Origin of the sequence: Candidatus Planktophila limnetica, assembly GCF_002288365.1 — a bacterium.
Classification (GTDB): domain Bacteria; phylum Actinomycetota; class Actinomycetes; order Nanopelagicales; family Nanopelagicaceae; genus Planktophila; species Planktophila limnetica.
The window spans coordinates 806,346-825,898 of sequence record NZ_CP016782.1 but is presented as its reverse complement, the minus strand read 5'-3'; the positions used below and the strand labels follow the sequence as shown (position 1 = coordinate 825,898).

20 protein-coding genes are annotated in these 19,553 nt (G+C 45.5%); 10 read left to right on the top strand and 10 right to left on the bottom strand.

Annotated features, from left to right (window positions below; translation table 11 throughout):
• Window positions 1-15: 15 nt before the first annotated feature.
• Complete coding sequence (locus PHILAsVB114_RS04365; RefSeq protein WP_095698165.1) at window positions 16-909, bottom strand: carbohydrate kinase family protein; 894 nt, start codon at window positions 907-909, stop codon at window positions 16-18.
• 1 nt (window position 910) lies between these two features.
• Window positions 911-1,828, bottom strand: a complete 918-nt coding sequence (locus tag PHILAsVB114_RS04360) for a pseudouridine-5'-phosphate glycosidase (protein WP_095698164.1) — start codon at window positions 1,826-1,828, stop codon at window positions 911-913.
• Window positions 1,829-1,878: 50 nt separating this feature from the next.
• On the opposite strand from PHILAsVB114_RS04360, the gene PHILAsVB114_RS04355 reads away from it, so the two are divergent.
• Window positions 1,879-2,985, top strand: a complete 1,107-nt coding sequence (locus PHILAsVB114_RS04355) for an alkaline phosphatase family protein (protein WP_095698163.1) — start codon at window positions 1,879-1,881, stop codon at window positions 2,983-2,985.
• Here the strand turns inward: PHILAsVB114_RS04355 and sepH are convergent.
• Window positions 2,978-3,802, bottom strand: coding sequence for a septation protein SepH (gene sepH / locus PHILAsVB114_RS04350; protein ID WP_157906148.1), 825 nt, complete (start codon window positions 3,800-3,802; stop codon window positions 2,978-2,980). The two genes, PHILAsVB114_RS04355 and sepH, sit on opposite strands and share 8 nt — an antisense overlap.
• Window positions 3,795-5,021, bottom strand: a complete 1,227-nt coding sequence (locus PHILAsVB114_RS04345) for an MFS transporter (protein WP_095698161.1) — start codon at window positions 5,019-5,021, stop codon at window positions 3,795-3,797. Before PHILAsVB114_RS04345 ends, sepH begins: the two co-directional genes overlap by 8 nt.
• Window positions 5,022-5,047: 26 nt before the next feature.
• Here PHILAsVB114_RS04345 and PHILAsVB114_RS04340 point away from each other — a divergent pair, with 26 nt between their 5' ends.
• From PHILAsVB114_RS04340 to era, 6 genes are all read left to right on the top strand, one after another.
• On the top strand, window positions 5,048-5,812 hold the full coding sequence (locus PHILAsVB114_RS04340) for an inositol monophosphatase family protein (RefSeq protein WP_095698160.1): 765 nt from the start codon (window positions 5,048-5,050) through the stop codon (window positions 5,810-5,812).
• Window positions 5,813-5,898: 86 nt separating this feature from the next.
• On the top strand, window positions 5,899-6,438 hold the full coding sequence (gene rplS / locus PHILAsVB114_RS07065) for a 50S ribosomal protein L19 (RefSeq protein ID WP_095698159.1): 540 nt from the start codon (window positions 5,899-5,901) through the stop codon (window positions 6,436-6,438).
• A 10-nt stretch (window positions 6,439-6,448) separates the two neighbouring features.
• Window positions 6,449-7,099 carry a signal peptidase I gene (lepB, locus tag PHILAsVB114_RS04330; protein ID WP_095698158.1) on the top strand — a complete coding sequence of 217 codons (651 nt, stop codon included), beginning with the start codon at window positions 6,449-6,451 and terminating at the stop codon, window positions 7,097-7,099.
• 7 nt (window positions 7,100-7,106) lie between these two features.
• A complete protein-coding gene (locus PHILAsVB114_RS04325) occupies window positions 7,107-7,721 on the top strand; it encodes a ribonuclease HII (protein WP_095698157.1) in 615 nt (204 codons plus the stop codon).
• 59 nt (window positions 7,722-7,780) lie between these two features.
• The gene (gene dprA, locus PHILAsVB114_RS04320) at window positions 7,781-8,638 is read left to right on the top strand and encodes a DNA-processing protein DprA (protein ID WP_204246762.1); all 858 of its coding nucleotides are present in this window, start codon (window positions 7,781-7,783) and stop codon (window positions 8,636-8,638) included.
• 32 nt (window positions 8,639-8,670) lie between these two features.
• Complete coding sequence (gene era / locus PHILAsVB114_RS04315; RefSeq protein WP_095698156.1) at window positions 8,671-9,588, top strand: GTPase Era; 918 nt, start codon at window positions 8,671-8,673, stop codon at window positions 9,586-9,588.
• On the opposite strand, the gene PHILAsVB114_RS04310 is transcribed toward era, so the two are convergent.
• Together PHILAsVB114_RS04310 and xylB are read right to left on the bottom strand one after the other, a co-directional pair.
• The gene (locus tag PHILAsVB114_RS04310; RefSeq protein ID WP_095698155.1) at window positions 9,585-10,454 is read right to left on the bottom strand and encodes a DMT family transporter; all 870 of its coding nucleotides are present in this window, start codon (window positions 10,452-10,454) and stop codon (window positions 9,585-9,587) included. The genes era and PHILAsVB114_RS04310 overlap by 4 nt on opposite strands.
• Window positions 10,455-10,458: 4 nt before the next feature.
• On the bottom strand, window positions 10,459-11,868 hold the full coding sequence (gene xylB, locus PHILAsVB114_RS04305) for a xylulokinase (protein ID WP_095698154.1): 1,410 nt from the start codon (window positions 11,866-11,868) through the stop codon (window positions 10,459-10,461).
• A gap of 67 nt (window positions 11,869-11,935) precedes the next feature.
• Here xylB and PHILAsVB114_RS04300 point away from each other — a divergent pair, with 67 nt between their 5' ends.
• Genes PHILAsVB114_RS04300 through PHILAsVB114_RS04290 form a run of 3 tightly spaced genes read left to right on the top strand, consistent with a single transcriptional unit; the run spans window position 11,936 to window position 14,854 of the window.
• Complete coding sequence (locus tag PHILAsVB114_RS04300) at window positions 11,936-12,961, top strand: 6-phosphofructokinase (protein WP_095698153.1); 1,026 nt, start codon at window positions 11,936-11,938, stop codon at window positions 12,959-12,961.
• A 42-nt stretch (window positions 12,962-13,003) separates the two neighbouring features.
• The gene (locus tag PHILAsVB114_RS04295; RefSeq protein ID WP_095698152.1) at window positions 13,004-14,350 is read left to right on the top strand and encodes a class II 3-deoxy-7-phosphoheptulonate synthase; all 1,347 of its coding nucleotides are present in this window, start codon (window positions 13,004-13,006) and stop codon (window positions 14,348-14,350) included.
• Between the two features lie 9 nt (window positions 14,351-14,359).
• Window positions 14,360-14,854: a methylated-DNA--[protein]-cysteine S-methyltransferase gene (locus PHILAsVB114_RS04290; protein ID WP_095698151.1), complete on the top strand. Its 495-nt coding sequence runs from the start codon at window positions 14,360-14,362 to the stop codon at window positions 14,852-14,854.
• On the opposite strand, the gene PHILAsVB114_RS04285 is transcribed toward PHILAsVB114_RS04290, so the two are convergent.
• From PHILAsVB114_RS04285 to pknB, 4 genes are read right to left on the bottom strand one after another with little or no spacing between them, the layout of a single operon-like run.
• Window positions 14,831-15,865, bottom strand: coding sequence for a threonine aldolase family protein (locus PHILAsVB114_RS04285; protein WP_095698150.1), 1,035 nt, complete (start codon window positions 15,863-15,865; stop codon window positions 14,831-14,833). The two genes, PHILAsVB114_RS04290 and PHILAsVB114_RS04285, sit on opposite strands and share 24 nt — an antisense overlap.
• Window positions 15,866-15,876: 11 nt before the next feature.
• Window positions 15,877-16,740 (bottom strand): DMT family transporter, encoded by an 864-nt coding sequence (locus tag PHILAsVB114_RS04280; protein ID WP_095698149.1) that lies wholly within the window; start codon window positions 16,738-16,740, stop codon window positions 15,877-15,879.
• A complete protein-coding gene (locus PHILAsVB114_RS04275; protein ID WP_095698148.1) occupies window positions 16,737-17,600 on the bottom strand; it encodes a deoxyribonuclease IV in 864 nt (287 codons plus the stop codon). The genes PHILAsVB114_RS04280 and PHILAsVB114_RS04275 overlap by 4 nt, the downstream gene beginning before the upstream one ends.
• A gap of 4 nt (window positions 17,601-17,604) precedes the next feature.
• Window positions 17,605-19,521, bottom strand: coding sequence for a Stk1 family PASTA domain-containing Ser/Thr kinase (gene pknB, locus PHILAsVB114_RS04270; RefSeq protein ID WP_095698147.1), 1,917 nt, complete (start codon window positions 19,519-19,521; stop codon window positions 17,605-17,607).
• Window positions 19,522-19,553 lie beyond the last annotated feature (32 nt).

The window sequence follows — 19,553 nt, the reverse complement described above, 5'->3', positions numbered from 1 at the left end:
TGCCAAGTACAACGCCTAAAGTGCGTGACCAACGTGCGGGCGTGCCCCGATATTTGCAACACATGTTGCAGAAAGAGTTACTCCAGCCATCGCTGAGGCGTGAAGATCCCCACCAGATATTTTTGTTGCGATAAATCCTGCAGCAAAGCTATCTCCTGCACCAGTTGTATCTGCAACCGCACTTTCTATTGCATCGATTTCTATGCGATTGCCACCACGTTCTTGTGCAATCGCACCATCTGCTCCGCGTTTAATAATTACTGCAGGGCAGAGTTCTAATAATTTTTTCAGAGCCGAATCAACATCTTCGGCGCCTGCAACATAGAGCGCTTCTTCTTCATTAGGCAAGACATAATCCATCAGCGGTAGCCACGAAAGAATCAGCGCACGCTCTACTTCTTTCATTGCACCGACTGTGACAGTGTCATAAAAAACTGGGATGCCCACGGATTTAATCTTTGCAATCATTTCGAGCACGCCTGTGCGAGAGCGTGGATTTAAAAGTGCGTAACCAGATACATATGCGCCATCAAAGCCAGTGAGCGCGGGCATGTCAGAAAGAGTTAATCCGGAGTTCGCACCTGTTTCAGGAAACATCGTGCGCTCACCTTTTTGATCTACCAAGATAACAACTACCCCTGTGGGATCACTGGTTTTTATTAGGGATGTATGATCAACATTTAAATCATCGAATTCAGAGATTAGAGCAGCACCTGCAGAATCATTTCCAACACGAGCAACGATGGTGGCTTGTGTGCCAGTGTGGGCAATCCAGGATGCAACATTTCCTGCCGCGCCGCCGCCGTGTGTGGTGATTTTAGATGCGCTGTCCTCGCCGTAGTTAATGGCGCCCTGTAACTTAACAACGACATCGAGCATGACATCGCCGATGCATAGAACTTTAGGCATTTTATTTAGTCAGTGCCACAGCGATATCTGCAGCTAGCGCGCAATTTGATTTAATGATTTCAATGTTTACGCGAAGCGAGTCGCCTTTGCTTTGCGTATGAAAGTGCTCGAGTAAAAATGGTGTTACCGCTTTGCCTGTGATGCCCTCTTTTTCAGCACTGGCAAGTCCACTGGCTAAAATCGAGTCATGTAATTTCTTATCCATCTGGTTTTTAACTGGGTTTGCAACGATTAAGGCAGAGGAGTTTGTCTTCATCGATGTGCGAGCTTTGATGGCAGATGCGATCTGCTCGGGTGTATCTGCTTGGTATTCAATTTCAAACCCAGAGTCGGTCAGATAAAAACCTGGAAAGTTTTTAGTTTTAAATCCGATGACACCGATAGCAAGAGTTTCAAGACGTTCCAAAGTGGCACCCACATCCAGAATTGATTTCACGCCAGCACAGATGACTGTGATATCTAGTGCAGATAGTGCTGTGAGGTCGGCTGATTCATCAAATGATTCTTGTGCACCGCGATGCACGCCGCCGAGTCCACCAGTTGCAAATACTTTTATTCCGGCCATCACTGCAAGGTGAGCAGTTGCTGCAACTGTGGTCGCCGCACTCTTTCCAAAGGCCACAGCAATTGCTAGGTCGCGGCTAGATGCCTTTAAAATGTTATCGCGTGTTGCAATTGTTACAAGTTCTTCATCGCTTAGACCAATGTGAACACTTCCATCGATCACAGCAATTGTTGCTGGGGTTGCACCATGGGCCCTGACAATGGCTTCTACTTCGCGAGCAACATCGAGATTTGTTGGGCGCGGCAAACCGTGGCTAATAATTGTTGATTCAAGGGCGACAATGGCAGAGCCAGATGCAAGAGCTGCTGCTACTTCATCTGAATATTTCAATACATCGCTGAGATCTGAATTCATGAGCGAAAGGATACTGCCTAAGCACTCGTGCTTCGTGGCAAGATACGAGCATGCATTTGGCCGATATCACACCCTCAATATTTGCCGGCCTTGGGCTAACTAGTGCTGAAGATTCTTTATCTCTCGGTCAATCACCACACGGAAAAGAAGTTTTGTTTCTTGTAGATGGACTTGGCGCAGATGTTATTGAAAAACACAAAGATTTGATTCCAACCCTGCATTCATTTATGCATCACGGTGTTGTTACAACTTCCTTTCCATCGACAACTGCAACCTCACTTGCCACCTTGATGACTGGAGAATTACCGGGTACTCACGCAATGCTTGGTTACACCGTTCGCGTTCCTCGAAGCGGTGGGAGAGTGCTGAACTCACTTAAATGGGATGAGCGAGTGGATCCGCATGTGTGGCAGAGCATTCCAACTCTTTTTGAACGCGCCGCAGAGCACAATATTTCCGTCTCACACATTGCAGCCAAGCGATATGAAAACACAGGATTTACTCAAGCAGTATTTCGCGGTGCCACATATCGGGGTGCAAATGTTTTAGAGGACATGATTGCGCAGACCAAAGAGGCGCTCACAAGCGAACCATCGTTTGCTTATGTTTATATCAATGATCTAGATGTGGCCGGACATAGCGATGGTGTTGGCTCTGATAAGTGGTGTGCGGCATTGGCCTACGTTGATCACGTCGCAAAAGCATTAGTCACTCAATTGCCTCGTGGGACTCGCGTCTTTTTAACCGCTGATCACGGCATGGTTAATGTGGATGAAAAAATAGTTCTAGGCCAAGACAATGATTTGTTGGCAGGGATAGAAACGATTGCGGGAGAACCCCGAGCACGTCATCTGTATTTGTCACAAAGTGCTGATTCACCTGCAGCGCGTTCAGATTTTGCAGATAAGTGGCGGCAATATTTAGGCGCACGTGCAGATGTATTTACGAGAGAAGAAGTTGCCGCTAACAAAATTTTTGGTCCATCACTAGTTGAAAATGCGATTGATCGCATGGGCGATGTGATTGCGATAGCTCATGGTGGTCTTATTTTAATTGATCCAGAGCGCACATCATTAGAAGGTGCGATGGTGGGACATCATGGTGGATCAAGTGAAATAGAGAGTTCGGTGCCACTGCTATCCAGAGTGGTTAGTTAAATTCATCCTCATCATCTTTTTTAGCAGCGCCTGCTCCAAACATAATTTCATCCCATGAAGGAACTTTTGCGCGACCAACAATGCCATCTCGAGTAGCGGACTCATCTGCTTCTTCGCGTAGTGCAACAAGGCGAGGTGGTTCACTTCTAATTAGTTCAGGCGATGATGTAATTCGAATGGGTGCAGGTGCTGGTTCATCTGTGTATATCAATCCGGATTCTGGGCGGGTGTGCTCTGCAATCTTTGTAACACCTGGTGCATCGCCCATCATCCAACGAGCATTTTCATCTTGAGCTGTGACCAAGCGACGAGTTGGGTCATATTCCCAAATCGCATCCCCATGACCATCACTATTTGGATAACTCAATGACAGTGACCATGTGCCATCGTGATGGCGCCATGCATTCCACACTAAATCTTCTTCTGAGATACCACGTGGCTCTAAACGAGAGAGAACTACTTCAAAGAGTGGCTCTGGTTCCTCACCAGGATTACGGCGAACGATAATCGCATGTGCTTTATCGATAATAAATGAGCGCTCCTGCAAAATTGGTCCTGCAAAGCGTTCGATCTTTTCAATACTTGTTCCAGAGTCGCGAGCAATATCTTGTGCGCTCTCGCCAAGACGCAGGCGACGTTGAATATCTTTAACGCTGAGAATGTTCTCTGAGTCATCTGGAACGGATGAGAGTCTTTGTTGATTTACTGAGGCACGTAGTGAATCACTGACGCGCAGAGTAAATTCGTTGCCATCGTTATCAGCCAGGGTTAAGTGAACGCCATCTGGCGTTTTTCCCGTGAATCGAAGGTCAGTCACGAGTGCGAGCGTAACCGATGGCAGCCCGATAAGTGGAGAGGTACGGCAGTGTTGTCACAATTGCTGCAAACATAAAGCCAAGTGGAACCCAAAACGCCATCTGCGCCCCAGAGTTATCGATAACCACACCAGCGAGTGCGCTAGAAATCGCACCGCCAAGTGGCATACCTGCAATGACCCATGTGAGTGCTTCGGTAATTTGTCCAGCCGGCACAGCGTTTTCGACGGTGCCATATGCATTAACAATCAAAGGCGCAATAAATAAACCATTAATAAATAGTGCAACTGCCAAAGCGGGGATGGTTTGCATGAATAGCAGAGGAACTGTTCCGATTGTAAGTCCTACGAGATAGATCAAAAATCTAGTTGCTTGCGCAGATTTAAATTTAATCGCGCCATTTACTAGTGCTGCAACCGCGCTACCTACTGCCCAAATTGCAAGTAGCCAACCCGTGGACTCTGGATGATTGAGTTCCTCTGCAAAACCAACAACGGTAATTCCGACTGCTCCAAAGAATCCACCTAAGAATGCGCAGGGCAAAACAATGGATTGCACTATGCGATTTTTCAGAATTGGTGGATGTGGCTCTTGTTCATTCCTCGGTTCAGCAGGTGGTTCTGTGGATTTCATGGCAGCAAGGGAGGGCAAGCCAATCGCCAAGAAAATTAGTCCAGCTAAAATTCCTGCAGATGGCGCAATTTTAATCGCACACGTTGTTGCAACTACAGGACCAACAATGAATACGAATTCATCGACCATTGCTTCCCATGAATAAGCAGTATTAACCAGATGTCCATCTTTGTTATCTGGGTCATTTTTTAATGTGTGTAGCCACCTTCTGCGTACTAATCCACCTGCGTTAATGGCAGTTGATTCAGCAATAATCAAAGAGACAAACCACGTCCAAATCGGTGCATCTTTTGAAACAAGGAAGACAAAGATTAAGAAGGCGATGATGCGAATAGGAACTGCTAGGCGCAAGATTTTTGCTTGACCACGTTGATCTGCTTGGCGTGACCAGAACACTTCTGCAGCTCCAACAACTATCGAACCTACGGCCGTTAGTACCCCTGCCAATGCATAAGAATCTGTGGCTGCAACAACGATGAAAATAATTGCCAATGAGTCCATTGCAATTGGCATGCGTCCGATAAAGCCTGCACTTGAGAACTTAAATCCGCCAGGTATGCGCAGAAGAGTTCCATAGGCTTTAAGCATGGGCGCAGTCTATTAGACTTCTACCTATGAGCGATCAGGCCGAGTTATTAGATCTTGCACTGCGAGTAGGCAAAAAGGCTGCAGAGTTATTAAGCGCTCGTCCGGATGTATTAGAAGTTTCCACAAAATCTAGTGATGTAGACATTGTTACCCAGATGGATAAGGCCAGTGAAGCGCTGATTGTTTCATCCATTCTCACCGAACGTCCCAATGATGGAATGATCGGTGAAGAAGGTGCGGATAGAGAATCAACTTCAGGAATTACATGGGTGATTGATCCACTAGATGGAACAGTTAATTACTTTTACGGTATGTCTGGATGGAATGTTTCGATAGCCGCCAAAGATAAAGATGGTGTTATAGCCGGTGTTGTTGTGAGCCCAACTATTAATTCAACGTGGTGGGCAACTCGTGGCGGGGGAGCATTTCATAATGGAAAGAAGTTAGCGTGCAATGATCCTGTTGAATTAAATAGAACAATGCTTGCAACTGGCTTTGCATACGAAGCTGAAAAACGTGCGTTGCAATTAGATTTTATAAATAAGTTATTGCCGCAAATTAGAGATATCCGTCGCAATGGAGCTGCAGCCGTTGACCTTTGTTTTGTTGGATCTGGAAATGTTGATGCCTACTTTGAATCCGGATTACACGAATGGGATGTTGCAGCTGGGGGATTAATTGCTACCGAGGCCGGAGCTATCATCTCCCATCATCAGATCGGTGGGCAGAATTTCGTTCTGGCTGCTGGTCCACATCTGCACCAGATCCTGAAAAATACGCTCGCTCTCTAGCCGATTTTCACTTGGCCACGCTCATGTGGCAAGATACGTCTCCTGTACAGCACTCTGTACCGATATACGAATTAGCTGAGGAAATCATGAACGTACTTGACGCCGTAGATGCAGCATCGCTGCGCAAAGACATCCCACAATTTCGTGCTGGTGATGAGCTCAAGATTCACGTACGCGTTATCGAAGGTAGCAAGAGCCGTATCCAGGTCTTCCAAGGAATCGTTATGCGCCGCCAAGGTGATGGCGTTCGTGAAACATTTACAATCCGCAAAGTTTCTTACGGTGTTGGAGTAGAACGTACTTTCCCAGTGCACACTCCAGTTATCGAAAAGATCGAACTTGTTAAGAAAGGCGATGTACGTCGCGCCAAGTTGTATTACCTACGTGACCTTCGCGGTAAGGCTGCAAAGATTCGCGAAAAGCGCGATGGCATTGAAGGCTACGGCGACGGAATCCTTTCAACACCAGAACCAATTGTTCCTGTAGCAGTTGCTGCAGCCGTTGTTGCAGAACCAGTTGTGGAAGAAGTTGTTGAAGCAGTTGTAGAAACTCCAGTTGCAGAAGTTGCTGCCGAAGCACCTGCAGCAGAAGTTGCTGCTGAAGAAACACCAACCGAACAAGCATAAGTTTTCACACATGTTTCGTAAGGGATCCCTCCTTCGGGAGCTCCCAATACTTGTTGTTGTTGCTCTCGTAGTCTCCTTATTTATTAAATCTTTCCTTGTTCAATTTTTCTATATTCCATCTGGTTCGATGGAGAACACACTTCAAATCAATGATCGGGTAGCTGTAAATAAGCTTCCATTTGTCTCAGGCAAAATCAATCGCGGGGATGTAGTCGTATTTCGCGATCCTGCTTCATGGCTGCCAGCGGCTGACTCATCTTCTGAGTCAACGATTAAGACCAAGATTAAAGATGGCTTAGTTCTAGTGGGAGTACTGCCAAATCCAGCAAAGCAGTATTTAGTTAAGCGTGTGATCGGCATCGCTGGAGACCGCATCGTGTGCTGCACAGATAAGAAGTTAACAATTAATGGCACAGCAGTTGATGAGCCTTATATTTTCAAAGGTAACAATCCCAGCGATATTACATTTGATATCACTGTTGATCCTGGAAAAATATGGGTGATGGGTGATCACCGAGGAGCAAGTGCGGACTCTCGTTATCACCAAGATGACATCAACAAGGGACAAGTTCCGCTGACTCGTGTGACTGGTCGAGTATTTGGTGTGATCTGGCCATTTGGCAATGCCAAAATTGTTCCATCTATTCCTGTTCTGAAGTAGTTTTCCTATGGCTGCAATCGAGTCACAGTTAATCGATGCAGGAATTACACCTCTTGCTGGCGTCGATGAAGCAGGACGTGGTGCATGCGCAGGCCCACTAGTTATCGCATCGGTTGTTTTGCATGATCCTTTTTCCCAAGATTTGGCCGCCGTGCGCGATTCAAAAGATGTCAGTGAGAAAGAGCGAGAAGTTTTATACGAGTTACTGATTCAAAAAGCTGCAGCTATATCAACAATTATTGTGCCGGCGGCTGAAGTAGATTCCAGAGGAGTACACGCGGCAAATTTAGATGGAATGCGCAGAGCGGTGCAGGGTTTATCAATCACTCCGGCTTATGTGTTAACCGATGGATATGCAATTGATGGACTTGGGATTGCAAATTTGGCTGTGTGGAAAGGCGATCAAGTAGCCCATTGCATCAGTGCAGCCTCGATTATCGCCAAGGTAACTCGTGATCGAATTATGCGTGAGTTAGATACTTCTTTTCCAGAATATGGTTTTGCAAAGCACAAGGGCTATATCACCGTATCTCACACCAAAGCCCTGAACGCTCATGGTCCGTGCAAAGAACATAGACGTTCATTTTCAAACATTGCAGCCCTTATCAACAAGAAGGGTTAATTCACATATTTAGTAAGTAGTGCCAATGCAGGGGTTTTACTTATTTATTCTCTGCAGCTATGAATGAAGAAATTAACTCACGTATACGTTTATTTGATGCAATAGAAGGCGGCTCTCCATTTTGGAGCAGAGAAATTGCAGAGTTCGGCGCCTTTCAAGTTCTTAACTCACTCTGTGATGGTATTTATGATGGTGAGAAATTTAACCGAATAATTACTCGCTTGCTTTCTAAGGGTGCTGATGAATTACTTCACCAGGTCCACACCGCGCAAGCAATATTTATCACTCCAGAGGATGCGCTCTGGCCAGATCCTCTTAATTCACTTTCAAATCCGCCGATTGGATTAGTGGTCAAGGGCGATGCCACCTGCTTATCAAAACCACAATTAGGAATAGTAGGAACTCGTAATCCAACTAATTACGGATTAAGAAATGCAGCAGAGTTTGCATCAGGATTTGTTGACCGAGGATGGGTTATTACAAGCGGTGGTGCTTACGGAATAGATTCAGCCGCTCACAGGGGAGCCTTATTTGCTGAAGGTGAAACCATTGCCGTTATAGCCACTGGAATCGATGTGAATTATCCTGTTGGAAATCAAAGACTCTTTCATGAAATATCTGAATCGGGTGCGCTAGTCAGTGAAGTGATGCCGGGAGTCACTGCAATCCCATCTCGTTTTCTTACGCGCAATAGATTAATTGCAGCACTTTCCAATGCAACATTGGTTGTGGAAGCAGCCTTTAGAAGTGGATCACTTCGAACTGCCAGAGATGCTGCCGAGTTATTAAGACCTGTGATGGCGATACCGGGTCCTATTAATTCGCCAACGAGTGAAGGATGTCATCGACTCATTGGTGAGAGAGCTGCAGAAATCGTGACTTCAGTTAATGATGCCGTTGAGTTCTTAAGCATTTAGGTTTAAACCTCTCGTAATGAGAGAATATGTCTATGAGTGATTTTCGTTCGGGCTTTGTAGCCATTGTCGGCCGCCCAAACGCAGGTAAATCAACTCTGATCAATGCGCTAGTTGGAAGCAAAATCGCTATTACATCCCACCATCCCAATACAACGCGTCATGCAATCCGCGGAATTCTAAACGGTCCAGATTTTCAAGCTGTCTTAGTTGATACACCTGGCGTGCACAAACCAAAGACGCTACTTGGACAACGCCTAAACGCTGTTGTCGATCACAGCATGGATTCAGTTGATGCAATCATTATGTGCTTGCCAGCAGATGAAGAATCTGGGGCCGGTGATGTATTTATCGCAGCTGAAATCGCTAAGCATCCAAGAGCTAAGAAGATTGCCGTTATTACTAAGACAGATCTAATGTCGAAGAAGTCACTTGCCAATCGTTTAGTTGGTATCAATGACTTGGCAAAAGGATTTGTATGGGATGAAATCATTCCTGTCTCTGCCGCCATTCATGAGCAAATAGATTTGTTGGCTGAGTTAATTAGCAAGACTTTGCCTGCAGGACCTGCTTTTTATCCAACAGATATTAAAAGCGATCAAGAACAGGGTCAGATTATCTGCGAACTCATTCGAGAAGCGGCTCTGCGTGATGCGCTGCAAGAGTTGCCACACTCCATCATGGTCACCATCGATGAGATGTCAGAGCGAGAAGAAAAGGGAAGCCGACCATTTTTTGATATTCACGCAACTATCCATGTTGAGCGAGATTCACAGCGCGCAATTGTGTTGGGCCACCAAGGTTCGAGATTAAAAGATATTGGCACACGTGCTCGCGCTGATATTGAACGTGCCATCGGTGCCAAGGTATTTCTTGGATTACATATCAAGGTTTCTAAAGAGTGGCAGCGCGATTCTAAGATGTTAGAAAAGTTAGGTTTTGGCGAAAACTAAACGTTGACCGTTGGTTTTCGGCTTGCAAAGTATGAGCCAACTAAAACCATAGGAAGTCCAACCATAATTCCGAGAGTAATTGGTTCGGACAAAATGATTACACCAAGTAGAACTGCAAATGCTGTATTGATATAGGTAACTAGAGATGCTCGAGCAGGACCGATATCTGCCATGACTTTAAAGAAGAGAACAAATGCAAGGGCTGTACACAAAACTCCTAGTCCAATGACGCTCCAGATCGCATTCATTGGAATAGCTGTTTGTGGCCACTGCACATAAGCAAAGGGTGCAAAGAAAACCGCGGAGATTCCCATGGCAACACCGTTGAGTGCAATGCCTGAAACACCAGGTAATTTCTTTGTAATCATATTCACGGCATATGCATAAAGAATGGATGCGAGTAAAACCATGAAGATAGATGTCAATGAGCTATTGCCAGTGATGCTTTCAATTCCGACCAGTGCCACAAGGCCAGCAAATCCAAAGACTAAGCCAAATAATCGAGTGCTATGCCAGACAGTTTTATCACCGTTGACGGATGCAAATATCGTTGCCCAAATTGGAACAGTTGCTACAAGTAAGCCTGCAAGTCCGGATGAAATGTCTTTTTCTGCTGATGAAATTAGATACCAAGGCCCGATCATTTCAGCTGCGGCATATGGGACTACATATTTCCAGCCCTTAATAATCTCGCGCACGCCACCTTGCTTGAGCGCAATTGGAATCAATAAGGCTGCGCCGATAATAACGCGACCAAAAACGATGACAGATGGTGTGAAGGTATCAATGGCTATTTTCATGAACATGTACGGGATTCCCCATAGCAAGCCAACAAATAAAAATAACGATAGTGAGCGACGACTCAATTAATCACCAATTCTCGGTTTGATCGCGCAGTACGCGATATTGATCAACAACATGGGGTGTTGCTTTTTGATTCACACTAACAACAGATCCTAAGTCCCATTGCGGTGCAGTTTTTCCACCTAATAGAGCCCACGCTGCTTGCTTAGCTGCGCCATCTGCAACGTATTCACCAGCAGGTGGAATTAACACTTCGCGGCCAAAGAGCGCACTTGCAATGGGTGCAACGCCAGGATTTTTAGCAGCACCGCCGATGAGCAAAATTCTTTGCACACCAACGCCAAGTTTTTCTAAGGCATCTACAGCATCTACTAATCCGCAGAGCATTCCTTCAATCATGGCTCGTGCGATGTTTTCACGATTTGAATTGGCTAAATTCATTCCACTTAATACACCCTTTGCATTGGGGCGATTAGGTGTGCGCTCTCCTTCAAAGTAAGGCAAGAGTGAAAGACCATGTGCACCTGCATCTGCCGTCAGTGCAAGTTGACCAACTTCATCATGTGAAATTCCAAGAATTCGAGTTGCTGCATCAAGAATACGAGCAGCGTTAAGTGTGCAGACAAGGGGCAAAAATTGTCCTGATGCATCTGCAAAACCGGCGACCTGACCGCTTGCATCATGTGTCGGTGTTTTGGAAACAGCGAATGCAGTTCCACTTGTTCCAAGTGAGACGATTACATCTCCAGGTTCTGCTTGAATTCCAAGGGCTGCTCCAGCGTTATCACCGGCGCCACCTGCAACAGGAACACCGGAAGAAGTAGTTCCACCGAATTCACCCGGCTTAATGATTCGCGGAAGTAGGTATTCACCATCATGGCGAAGAGCTAACTTTAAAATATCTTCGCGATAATGAGACGTTGTTGGATCAAAATAACCCGTGCCTGATGCATCACTTGCATCAGTAAATAGTTTTTCAAAATCTTTGCCACCTTGTAATTGCCAGGACAGCCAATCGTGGGGAAGTGCTATGGCTGCAACTTTTTTGGCATTTTCTGGCTCAGCATCTGCCATCCAACGAAGTTTTGATGCAGTAAATGATGCAACGAGTACGGAACCAACTTTGCGTGCAGTTTCTGCATCGCCACCTAATTCGTGGTTGAGATCTTTCGCGGCTTGCGCAGAGCGCATGTCATTCCATAAAAGTGCGTCTCGAATGACATCTGCGTTGCTATCTAGTGCAACCATTCCGTGTTGTTGGCCAGCAATAGAGATTGCTGCGACATCATCTAACCCACCAGCTTCGATAATTGCTAAATCCAGCGCCTCTTTCCAAATACGTGGATTAATTTCAGTGCCATCGGTATGGCTAGCGCGGCCCTGGCGAATAAGTGCGCCGGTATTTGCATCGCGTATAACGACTTTGACCGATTGGGTAGATGAATCTACGCCTGCAACTAATTTCGAGTTGGCCATGGGTGAAGGCTAGACTGTGCCAGTCAACGTTGACCAATCTAAGACAAAATTATTTAGGAGTTTTCTAGTGCGCATCGGTGTTTTAACAGGTGGCGGAGATTGCCCTGGACTTAATGCAGTTATACGTGCGGTAGTTCGCAAAGGCGTAAAAGAATATGGTCACGAGTTTGTTGGTTTCCGTGATGGCTGGAAGGGACCTCTTGAAGGTCTAACCAAGCCGCTCAATCTTGAAACTACTCGCGGCATTCTTCCGCGCGGTGGAACAATTCTTGGTTCATCTCGAACAAATCCTTTTAAGATTGAAAATGGCGTTGAAAAGATTAAAGAAAATCTTGCAAAAATGGATATTGATGCTCTGATCGCAATCGGTGGAGAAGATACTCTCGGCGTTGCCACAAAGCTCGATGCACTTGGCGTAAAAGTCATTGGTGTTCCAAAGACAATTGATAATGATTTAAACAATACTGACTACACATTTGGATTTGATACTGCAGTAAATATCGCAGTGGAAGCAATTGATCGTTTGCATACAACTGCCGAATCACATCACCGCACGCTCATTGTTGAAGTTATGGGACGCCATGCTGGCTGGATTGCTCTGCACTCTGGTCTTGCAGGGGGAGCGACTTGTATTTTGATTCCAGAGGTTCCCTTTTCAGTAGAGAAAGTCTGCGAATGGGTTGAATCTCGTTACAAATCTAGCTTTGCACCAATTATTGTTATTGCAGAAGGTGCGGTTCCACAAGAAGGCGACATGATTACTAAAGATCAAACTCTTGATGCATTTGGTCACGTCAAACTCTCAGGAATTGGTGATTGGCTAGCAGGACAAATCGAAGCAAAGACTGGCAAAGAAGCGCGCACATCTGTTCTTGGTCACATTCAACGTGGTGGAACCCCAACAGCATTTGATCGTGTTCTTGCAACTAGATTTGGGTTACATGCAATTACTGCCGCTCACGAAGGTGACTGGGGCAAGATGGTTGCACTTCACGGCACAAATATTGTGCGTGTGCCACTAGCAACTGCGACTGAAAAATTGAAAACCGTTGATCCTGCCCTCTACAAGGAAGCAGAGATTTTCTTCGGGTAATTCGCCTGCGCGAATACCCCAAGGTTCTCTACCCTTATCCCTATGACCACTTCATTAGAAAATCTCTTCACACCTGGATTAGTTGCGGCTCAACAACCGCAGTGGCCAGGTGGAAATGATGGCGCAGCAATTAAGTCTGCGGTGCAAGAGCTTAAATCTTTTCCACCACTTGTTTTCGCTGGTGAATGTGATGATCTCAAAGCACGTATTGCACTAGCTGCCGAAGGAAAAGCATTTTGGTTACAAGGCGGGGATTGCGCAGAAACATTTGCAGCAGCCACAGCAGACTCCATTCGTAACCGCATCAAAACTATTTTGCAGATGGCTGCAGTGCTTCAGTACTACTCATCTCTTCCGGTTGTAAAAGTTGGACGTATGGCAGGGCAGTTCGCTAAGCCACGTTCAAATGATCTAGAAACTCGTGGCGATGTTACGTTGCCGGCATACCGAGGAGATGCAGTCAATGATCTTGAATTCACAGAGAGTGCGCGTACTCCAGATCCTCAACGATTAGTACGTGTCTATAACACATCTGCTGCCACACTCAATCTTGTCCGTGCTTTTACGCAAGGCGGTTTTGCAGATCTTCGACGTGTGCACGAGTGGAATAAAGGATTTATTCGTGACTCATCCGTTGGTGATCGTTATGAAGAGATGGCAAAGGAAATTGGTCGCGCATTAGATTTCATGAAATCAGCAGGTGTGGACCCAGAAGCGTTTAAGTCAGTTGATTTCTTCTCAAGCCATGAAGCTCTAATTCTTGAATACGAAAAGGCTTTGACTCGCATCGATTCACGTACCGGAGATCCATATGATGTCTCAGCCCACTTTGTCTGGATTGGCGAACGAACTCGCCAACTAGATGGTGCACATGTTGATTTCGCATCGAAGATTAAAAATCCAATCGGCATAAAGCTTGGACCTAAATCAACTGTTGAAGATGCACTTGCCCTTATTAATCGTTTAGATCCAGATCGCGAACCAGGACGCATTACATTTATTACTCGTATGGGCGCATCAAAGATTCGTGAAGCACTGCCAGCACTTGTAGATGGCGTAACAAAATCTGGTGCAAAGGTTTTATGGGTCTGCGATCCAATGCATGGCAATACCTATGAAGCACCCTCTGGTTATAAGACACGTAAATTCGATGATGTTATGGATGAAGTAAAGGGCTTCTTTGAAGTACATAAATCACTGGGCACTCATCCAGGTGGCATTCACATTGAATTAACCGGAGATGACGTTACCGAATGCGTTGGCGGAGGGGAACAAATTTTAGAATCAGATCTTGCATCACGTTATGAGAGTGCTTGTGACCCACGCTTGAATCACTCTCAATCACTTGAGCTCGCATTTTTAGTTGCTGAGATGTTGCGCGACCGCTAATTTAGCGCTGTGCCTCTGTTTTTAACCTCACACAAAACTCCGATCGGCACCCTTAATCTAATCGCCCACGAAGATGTTTTACTAGGGGCAAATCTTTCAACGTTGAGTGCGCTTAAAGCATCCTTAGATGAAGAAGATAGAACGCGCGAAATTAAGGAAATGAAATCTATCCCGATAATTTCCGAACTCATCTCAGATTACTTTGATGGCGACTTAGGCGCCCTGGATGCAATAAAAGTCAGACAACCTGGCGCTCATTTTTCGCAAGCGGCTTGGAAGGCGATGCGAAAGGTGAAGGCCGGAAAAACTCTTTCTTACGCAGATCTTGCCGAACGCGCAGGATCTGCCGCTGCCGTGCGTGCAGCCGGAAGTGCGTGCGCAAAGAATGCAATTGTTTTAGTTGTTCCGTGCCATCGCATTGTTAAAACTGGCGGATCACTTGGAAATTATGCTTATGGACTAAATAAAAAAGAGTGGTTACTACGCTTTGAGGCAGCGCTTTAGAATTTCAATTGATTCATCGGTTTGCGCATCATCGAAATCTAAGTGAGTAACTAATCTGGCATATTTTGGACCAAGTGCACTAATCCACAAGCCATTTTCTTTACACTTTGCCGCGAAATCCGCGGCGCTAAATGCAAATTTTGCTAGATCTAGGCCGACAATATTTGTTTCAACTGTTGCAGGATCGATCAATGATGAATCGATAGCTGCAAGTGCTACAGCAATTTTCTTGGCCCGCACATGATCTTGTGCAAGACGATCGATGTTGTGATCCAGTGCGTAGTGACCTGCTGCAGCCAGAAGTCCTATCTGCCTCATTCCACCGCCGTAGCGTTTGCGCCATACACGCGAGGAGGCGATCATCTCTTTGCTTCCAAGAACTAGTGAGCCAACCGGTGCACCAAGGCCTTTTGATAAACACACGCTTATTGTGTTGAAGTATTTTCCGTACTCAGCAAAGGAAACTCCACTTGCAACGTGAGCGTTCCAAAGGCGTGCACCATCTAAGTGCAGAGCAACACCGATTTCATCAGCACCTTTTCTCAATGCGGCAATTTCAGATATTGGCTGAACAGTTCCGCCACCAAAGTTGTGTGTGTTCTCAACTGCTATCGCGGTTGTGGAAACCAAGTACGGCCCAGAGTTGGGGCGCGCTATTTCTAAAGCATCACTTGCTTTGAGTAATCCATTTTTAGCCGGCCACGTGCGAGTTGTAATTCCAGAGAAAACAGCAGCGGCTCCAAGTTCAGCGCGAACGATATGTGAATTTGTTTCAGCGATTAACTCTTCGCCAGCACCCACAAGGGAGCGAATAGCTAATTGATTAGCAAGTGAACCTGTGGGGCAAAAAAGAGCTGCTTCTTTGCCAAACATTGCAGCGACTCGTTCTTCAAGAGAATTAACCGTTGGATCATCACCATAAACATCATCGCCAACAGGTGCTGATGCAATCGCATCTCGCATCGCTTGTGATGGTTTTGTGACGGTATCTGATCGTAGGTCGATTGCCATGGTTTAGTTTCTCACGAATCTTTGATGACAATGACATACATGGCTATGACAACAAGGGTTCCACCGAGGGCAGTCTGCAAGGTCAAACGTTCGCCACCAAAGATGATTGCAAAGATTGCAGCGAAGACAACTTCCATCGTAAGGATGACGGCAACCTTTGTTGTAGTCATATGCGCTTGCGCCCATGTTTGAACCACGAAAGCCATAGCTGTGCAGACAACTGCAGTGAAAATAACTGTTGCCCAAACGCCCCAATCAGGTGGTGCGGAGTAACCACCTTCTGCAATAGAGGCGAGTCCACTTAAGAGCGTACACATGGCAAGTTGGATAACAGTCATTGCATAGGCATCTCGACCGTTGCTCCATTTACCAAGTGAAATTATGTGAGCACCAAAACACAATGCGCTTCCAAGAACAAGTAATTCGCCAAAACCAATAGACCAGCCACGCAGTGAAAGCAGCGCCAAGCCAATAGTTGCTAGTACTACGCAGCCCCAGGTAAGGCGTGTGATTCGAGCTTTAAGAATTACTGCGGCGATGAGTGGTGTGAAGACTACGTATAACCCAGTGATGAATCCTGTAATTGCAGCGCCAGTTCGTTCAAGTCCCAGCGTTTGCAAGATATAGCCGGAACCAAGAAAAAAACCTGCAAAGGCAGAAGGTATAACTAAATCCTTTTTGAATAATTTGAAAACTTGTGGTCGAAGTAGCAGCATGACAAGCACTGCTAGTGCGAAGCGGCTAAAGAGAAAGTTATTAACACTCTGGCGAGCGATGGAATCTTTCATGATCACAAATGCGAGTCCCCAGGATGCTGCAACAAGGAGAAGCGCCCAAGGAGCTAATTTAAGACGGGTGGCGTGTTGTGTGCTCATCCACGCATTTCTTTCAAGAGCGCAACCTCTGGTCCATGCTTTTCTTCTAGTCCTGGAGTTTCCAAAATAAGAGGTGCATTTGCAACGGCTGGGTGTGCAAGTAATTCTTTAAATGGATCTAAACCAATATGGCCGTCTCCGAGATTCTGGTGACGATCTTTGAGCGCCCCACACACATCCATAGAATCATTTGCGTGAACCAATTGAAAACGCTCTATTCCAGCGATTTGAACAAGTAAATCAATAGTGGCGCTCATCCCACCTTTAACAGATATGTCGTGACCTGCGGCAAAAACATGGCACGTATCTAAACAAATTCCAACACGTGGGTGGTATTCAAGAGCCTTTAAGTAATTCTCTAAATCTTCTAATTTCTTAACAAGAGATTGGCCTTGACCAGCAGTTGGTTCAAGGAGCAGATAAGGGGAGTCATCGCTGAGTTTATTCAGAATCGGCATCATTCCTTCATGAATCTGCTTCCATGCTTGTTTGACGTTATCTTCTTTCACAGCAGAGCCAGTATGAATGACGGCGCCGAGAGCGCCAATATCTTTTGCTCGCTTGATTGCATAGGCAGTTGCAGCCAAGGAATTTTTATATGTTTCTTCCGTAGGTGAACCTAAATTAATAAGAAAGGGTGCGTGCACATAGGTTTCTATATCTAGTTCGGCTGCTTTTTCTTTAAATTCATTATCTGCGGCAATGTTGGCATCTGGCATCGACCATTGACGTGGATTAGATGCGAATACTTGAATTGCTTCAGCGCCAATAGTGCGTGCGTATTCAATGGAGCGTTTTGCCATTCCACCTGTCGTTGGTGTGTGGGCTCCGATACGTGGTTTCTTCACTGTGGCTGGCATCGGCCTAGCCTACTGTGATGGTTACTACGGTGCCACGCAGCACCTTGGCGCCTACCTTCGGAGATACATTTGTTACTTTTTTATCGGTCTTTGTTCCAGTGCAACGAAGCTTGACTTTAAGTCCAAGAACTTTGTATTTCAGGCCAAGATCTTTGAGAGTAACGGCTGCTCTACATGTTTCAATCGAATAAACATTTGGGATAAATACAAACTTCGAACCTTTAGAAACCACCAGTGTAATTGTGGAACCTTTTGGTGCACTTACGAGGCCAGCTGGAGTTTGTGAAATTACAGCACCTGCAGCAATTGTTTCGCTGTAGGCAAAGGAACTCTCAACGTTAAAGCCAGCTTCAGTTAATTCCACCTGCGCTTGATCTCCACTTTGTTGCACATATGTTGTTAATGCAACTTCTTCGATGCCTTTACTAACAAGAATCGTAACTGGAGTATCACGCTTTACGGTTTGACCATTAGATGGATTAGATGAAATAACTAAGCCCTTTGGAATAGTTGAGTTGAACTCTTCTGTGATTCCGGCAGATTTTAATGGTTGCTTTGTCAGAGTTTTTATTGCAACTTCAGGTGTTAGTCCTGTTAGGACTGGAATAACGTAGCGTTCTTGACCTTTAGAAATTACTAATTTAACTTCTCCGCCAGCATCAACTTTTCCACCACCGCTGGGATCTGATTCCAAGATCTTTCCTGCAGCAATATCTTCATCAAAGCGTTTCTCGGTAACTATCGACGTTAAGCCAAGTGGAGATAGCGCTGCATTGGCTTCATCAACGCTGGCTCCGACAACTGATGGAACAACGATGCGTGAGCCCGGACCGATAATTACATACCAACTAGCAATACCAACGGCTACAGCAAGTCCCATAGCAATGATGCGATTTCTTCGAACTCGTTTACTAATTCGTCGTTTAGTTCCAGCCGTTAGTTCGCGCACGGGTTTTTCCTGAGTAATCTCTTTAACCGCCTCTGCCTTAGTCTTTTTCATCTTTGAACGCGAAGGTTTTTCAGAAATCTTTTGCATAGGAATATCTAATTCAAGACTGAGCTGATTTCGTTTGGGATCAATTGATCGGGCAATATCTTGTATTGCAGCCAGGAATACTCCAGCATCTCGTGGGCGTTCATCAGGATTAGAACTAGTTGCTGAATAGATCAGCTCATCTAATTCTTTTGGCACATCTGATCTACTTTGGCTCACGCGCGGAACACGATTATTGACATGCATATAAGCAATTTGGATAGGGCTATCACCTGAAAACGGTTTTTCTCCGACCAAGAGTTCATAGGCGAGAATTCCTGTTGAATACACATCACTTCTTGAATCAGAAATTCCTCTTTGCACCTGTTCGGGTGATAGGTAGGAAACACTGCCGAGAACAACACTTGATTCAGCCGTCAAAGTACTTCCGATAAGGGTGCCATGTGCCAAACCAAAGTCTGCAATCTTTATTCGCCCATCATGAGATATCAAGATATTTTCAGGTTTGATGTCCCTATGGATAATTCCCAATTTGTGCGCAGCAGCGAGGGCTCCCAATATTGCAGTGAGGTACTGCAATGTTTGGGCTACTCCAAATTTTCCAGACTCTTCTAAATATTCACGAAGAGTATTTCCTTCAACCATTTCCATGACAATAAAGACTGCTGGAACACCATTTGTATTCCATCCTTGATCTTGCACAGATACTGCATTGGGATGCGTAAGGGCAGCAGCTGCTTTTGCTTCACGAATAAATCGATTAACGAATGCTTCATCTTGAGCAAGATGTGGGTGCATGATTTTGACTGCAACTTTTCGATCTAAACGAGTATCAAGGGCAGAGTAAATACTCGCCATTCCACCTTGAGCTATCTGGGAGATGAGTTGGTAGCGACCATCTATGAGTTCACCAGATAAATCAGACACGTTCAAATCTTAGGTAAAAGCGCATAGATACA

What these genes read in the sequence shown, in the direction of transcription:
- PHILAsVB114_RS04340 (WP_095698160.1), top strand. Translation starts at nt 5,048, where the DNA reads ATGAGCGATCAGGCCGAGTTATTAGATCTTGCACTGCGAGTAGGCAAA.
- era (WP_095698156.1), top strand. Translation starts at nt 8,671, where the DNA reads ATGAGTGATTTTCGTTCGGGCTTTGTAGCCATTGTCGGCCGCCCAAAC.
- dprA (WP_204246762.1), top strand. Translation starts at nt 7,781, where the DNA reads ATGAATGAAGAAATTAACTCACGTATACGTTTATTTGATGCAATAGAA.
- PHILAsVB114_RS04345 (WP_095698161.1), bottom strand. Translation starts at nt 5,021, where the DNA reads ATGCTTAAAGCCTATGGAACTCTTCTGCGCATACCTGGCGGATTTAAG.
- xylB (WP_095698154.1), bottom strand. Translation starts at nt 11,868, where the DNA reads ATGGCCAACTCGAAATTAGTTGCAGGCGTAGATTCATCTACCCAATCG.
- PHILAsVB114_RS04355 (WP_095698163.1), top strand. Translation starts at nt 1,879, where the DNA reads ATGCATTTGGCCGATATCACACCCTCAATATTTGCCGGCCTTGGGCTA.
- PHILAsVB114_RS04280 (WP_095698149.1), bottom strand. Translation starts at nt 16,740, where the DNA reads ATGAGCACACAACACGCCACCCGTCTTAAATTAGCTCCTTGGGCGCTT.
- lepB (WP_095698158.1), top strand. Translation starts at nt 6,449, where the DNA reads ATGTTTCGTAAGGGATCCCTCCTTCGGGAGCTCCCAATACTTGTTGTT.
- PHILAsVB114_RS04365 (WP_095698165.1), bottom strand. Translation starts at nt 909, where the DNA reads ATGCCTAAAGTTCTATGCATCGGCGATGTCATGCTCGATGTCGTTGTT.
- PHILAsVB114_RS04360 (WP_095698164.1), bottom strand. Translation starts at nt 1,828, where the DNA reads ATGAATTCAGATCTCAGCGATGTATTGAAATATTCAGATGAAGTAGCA.
- PHILAsVB114_RS04285 (WP_095698150.1), bottom strand. Translation starts at nt 15,865, where the DNA reads ATGGCAATCGACCTACGATCAGATACCGTCACAAAACCATCACAAGCG.
- PHILAsVB114_RS04295 (WP_095698152.1), top strand. Translation starts at nt 13,004, where the DNA reads ATGACCACTTCATTAGAAAATCTCTTCACACCTGGATTAGTTGCGGCT.
- rplS (WP_095698159.1), top strand. Translation starts at nt 5,899, where the DNA reads ATGAACGTACTTGACGCCGTAGATGCAGCATCGCTGCGCAAAGACATC.
- PHILAsVB114_RS04325 (WP_095698157.1), top strand. Translation starts at nt 7,107, where the DNA reads ATGGCTGCAATCGAGTCACAGTTAATCGATGCAGGAATTACACCTCTT.
- PHILAsVB114_RS04275 (WP_095698148.1), bottom strand. Translation starts at nt 17,600, where the DNA reads ATGCCAGCCACAGTGAAGAAACCACGTATCGGAGCCCACACACCAACG.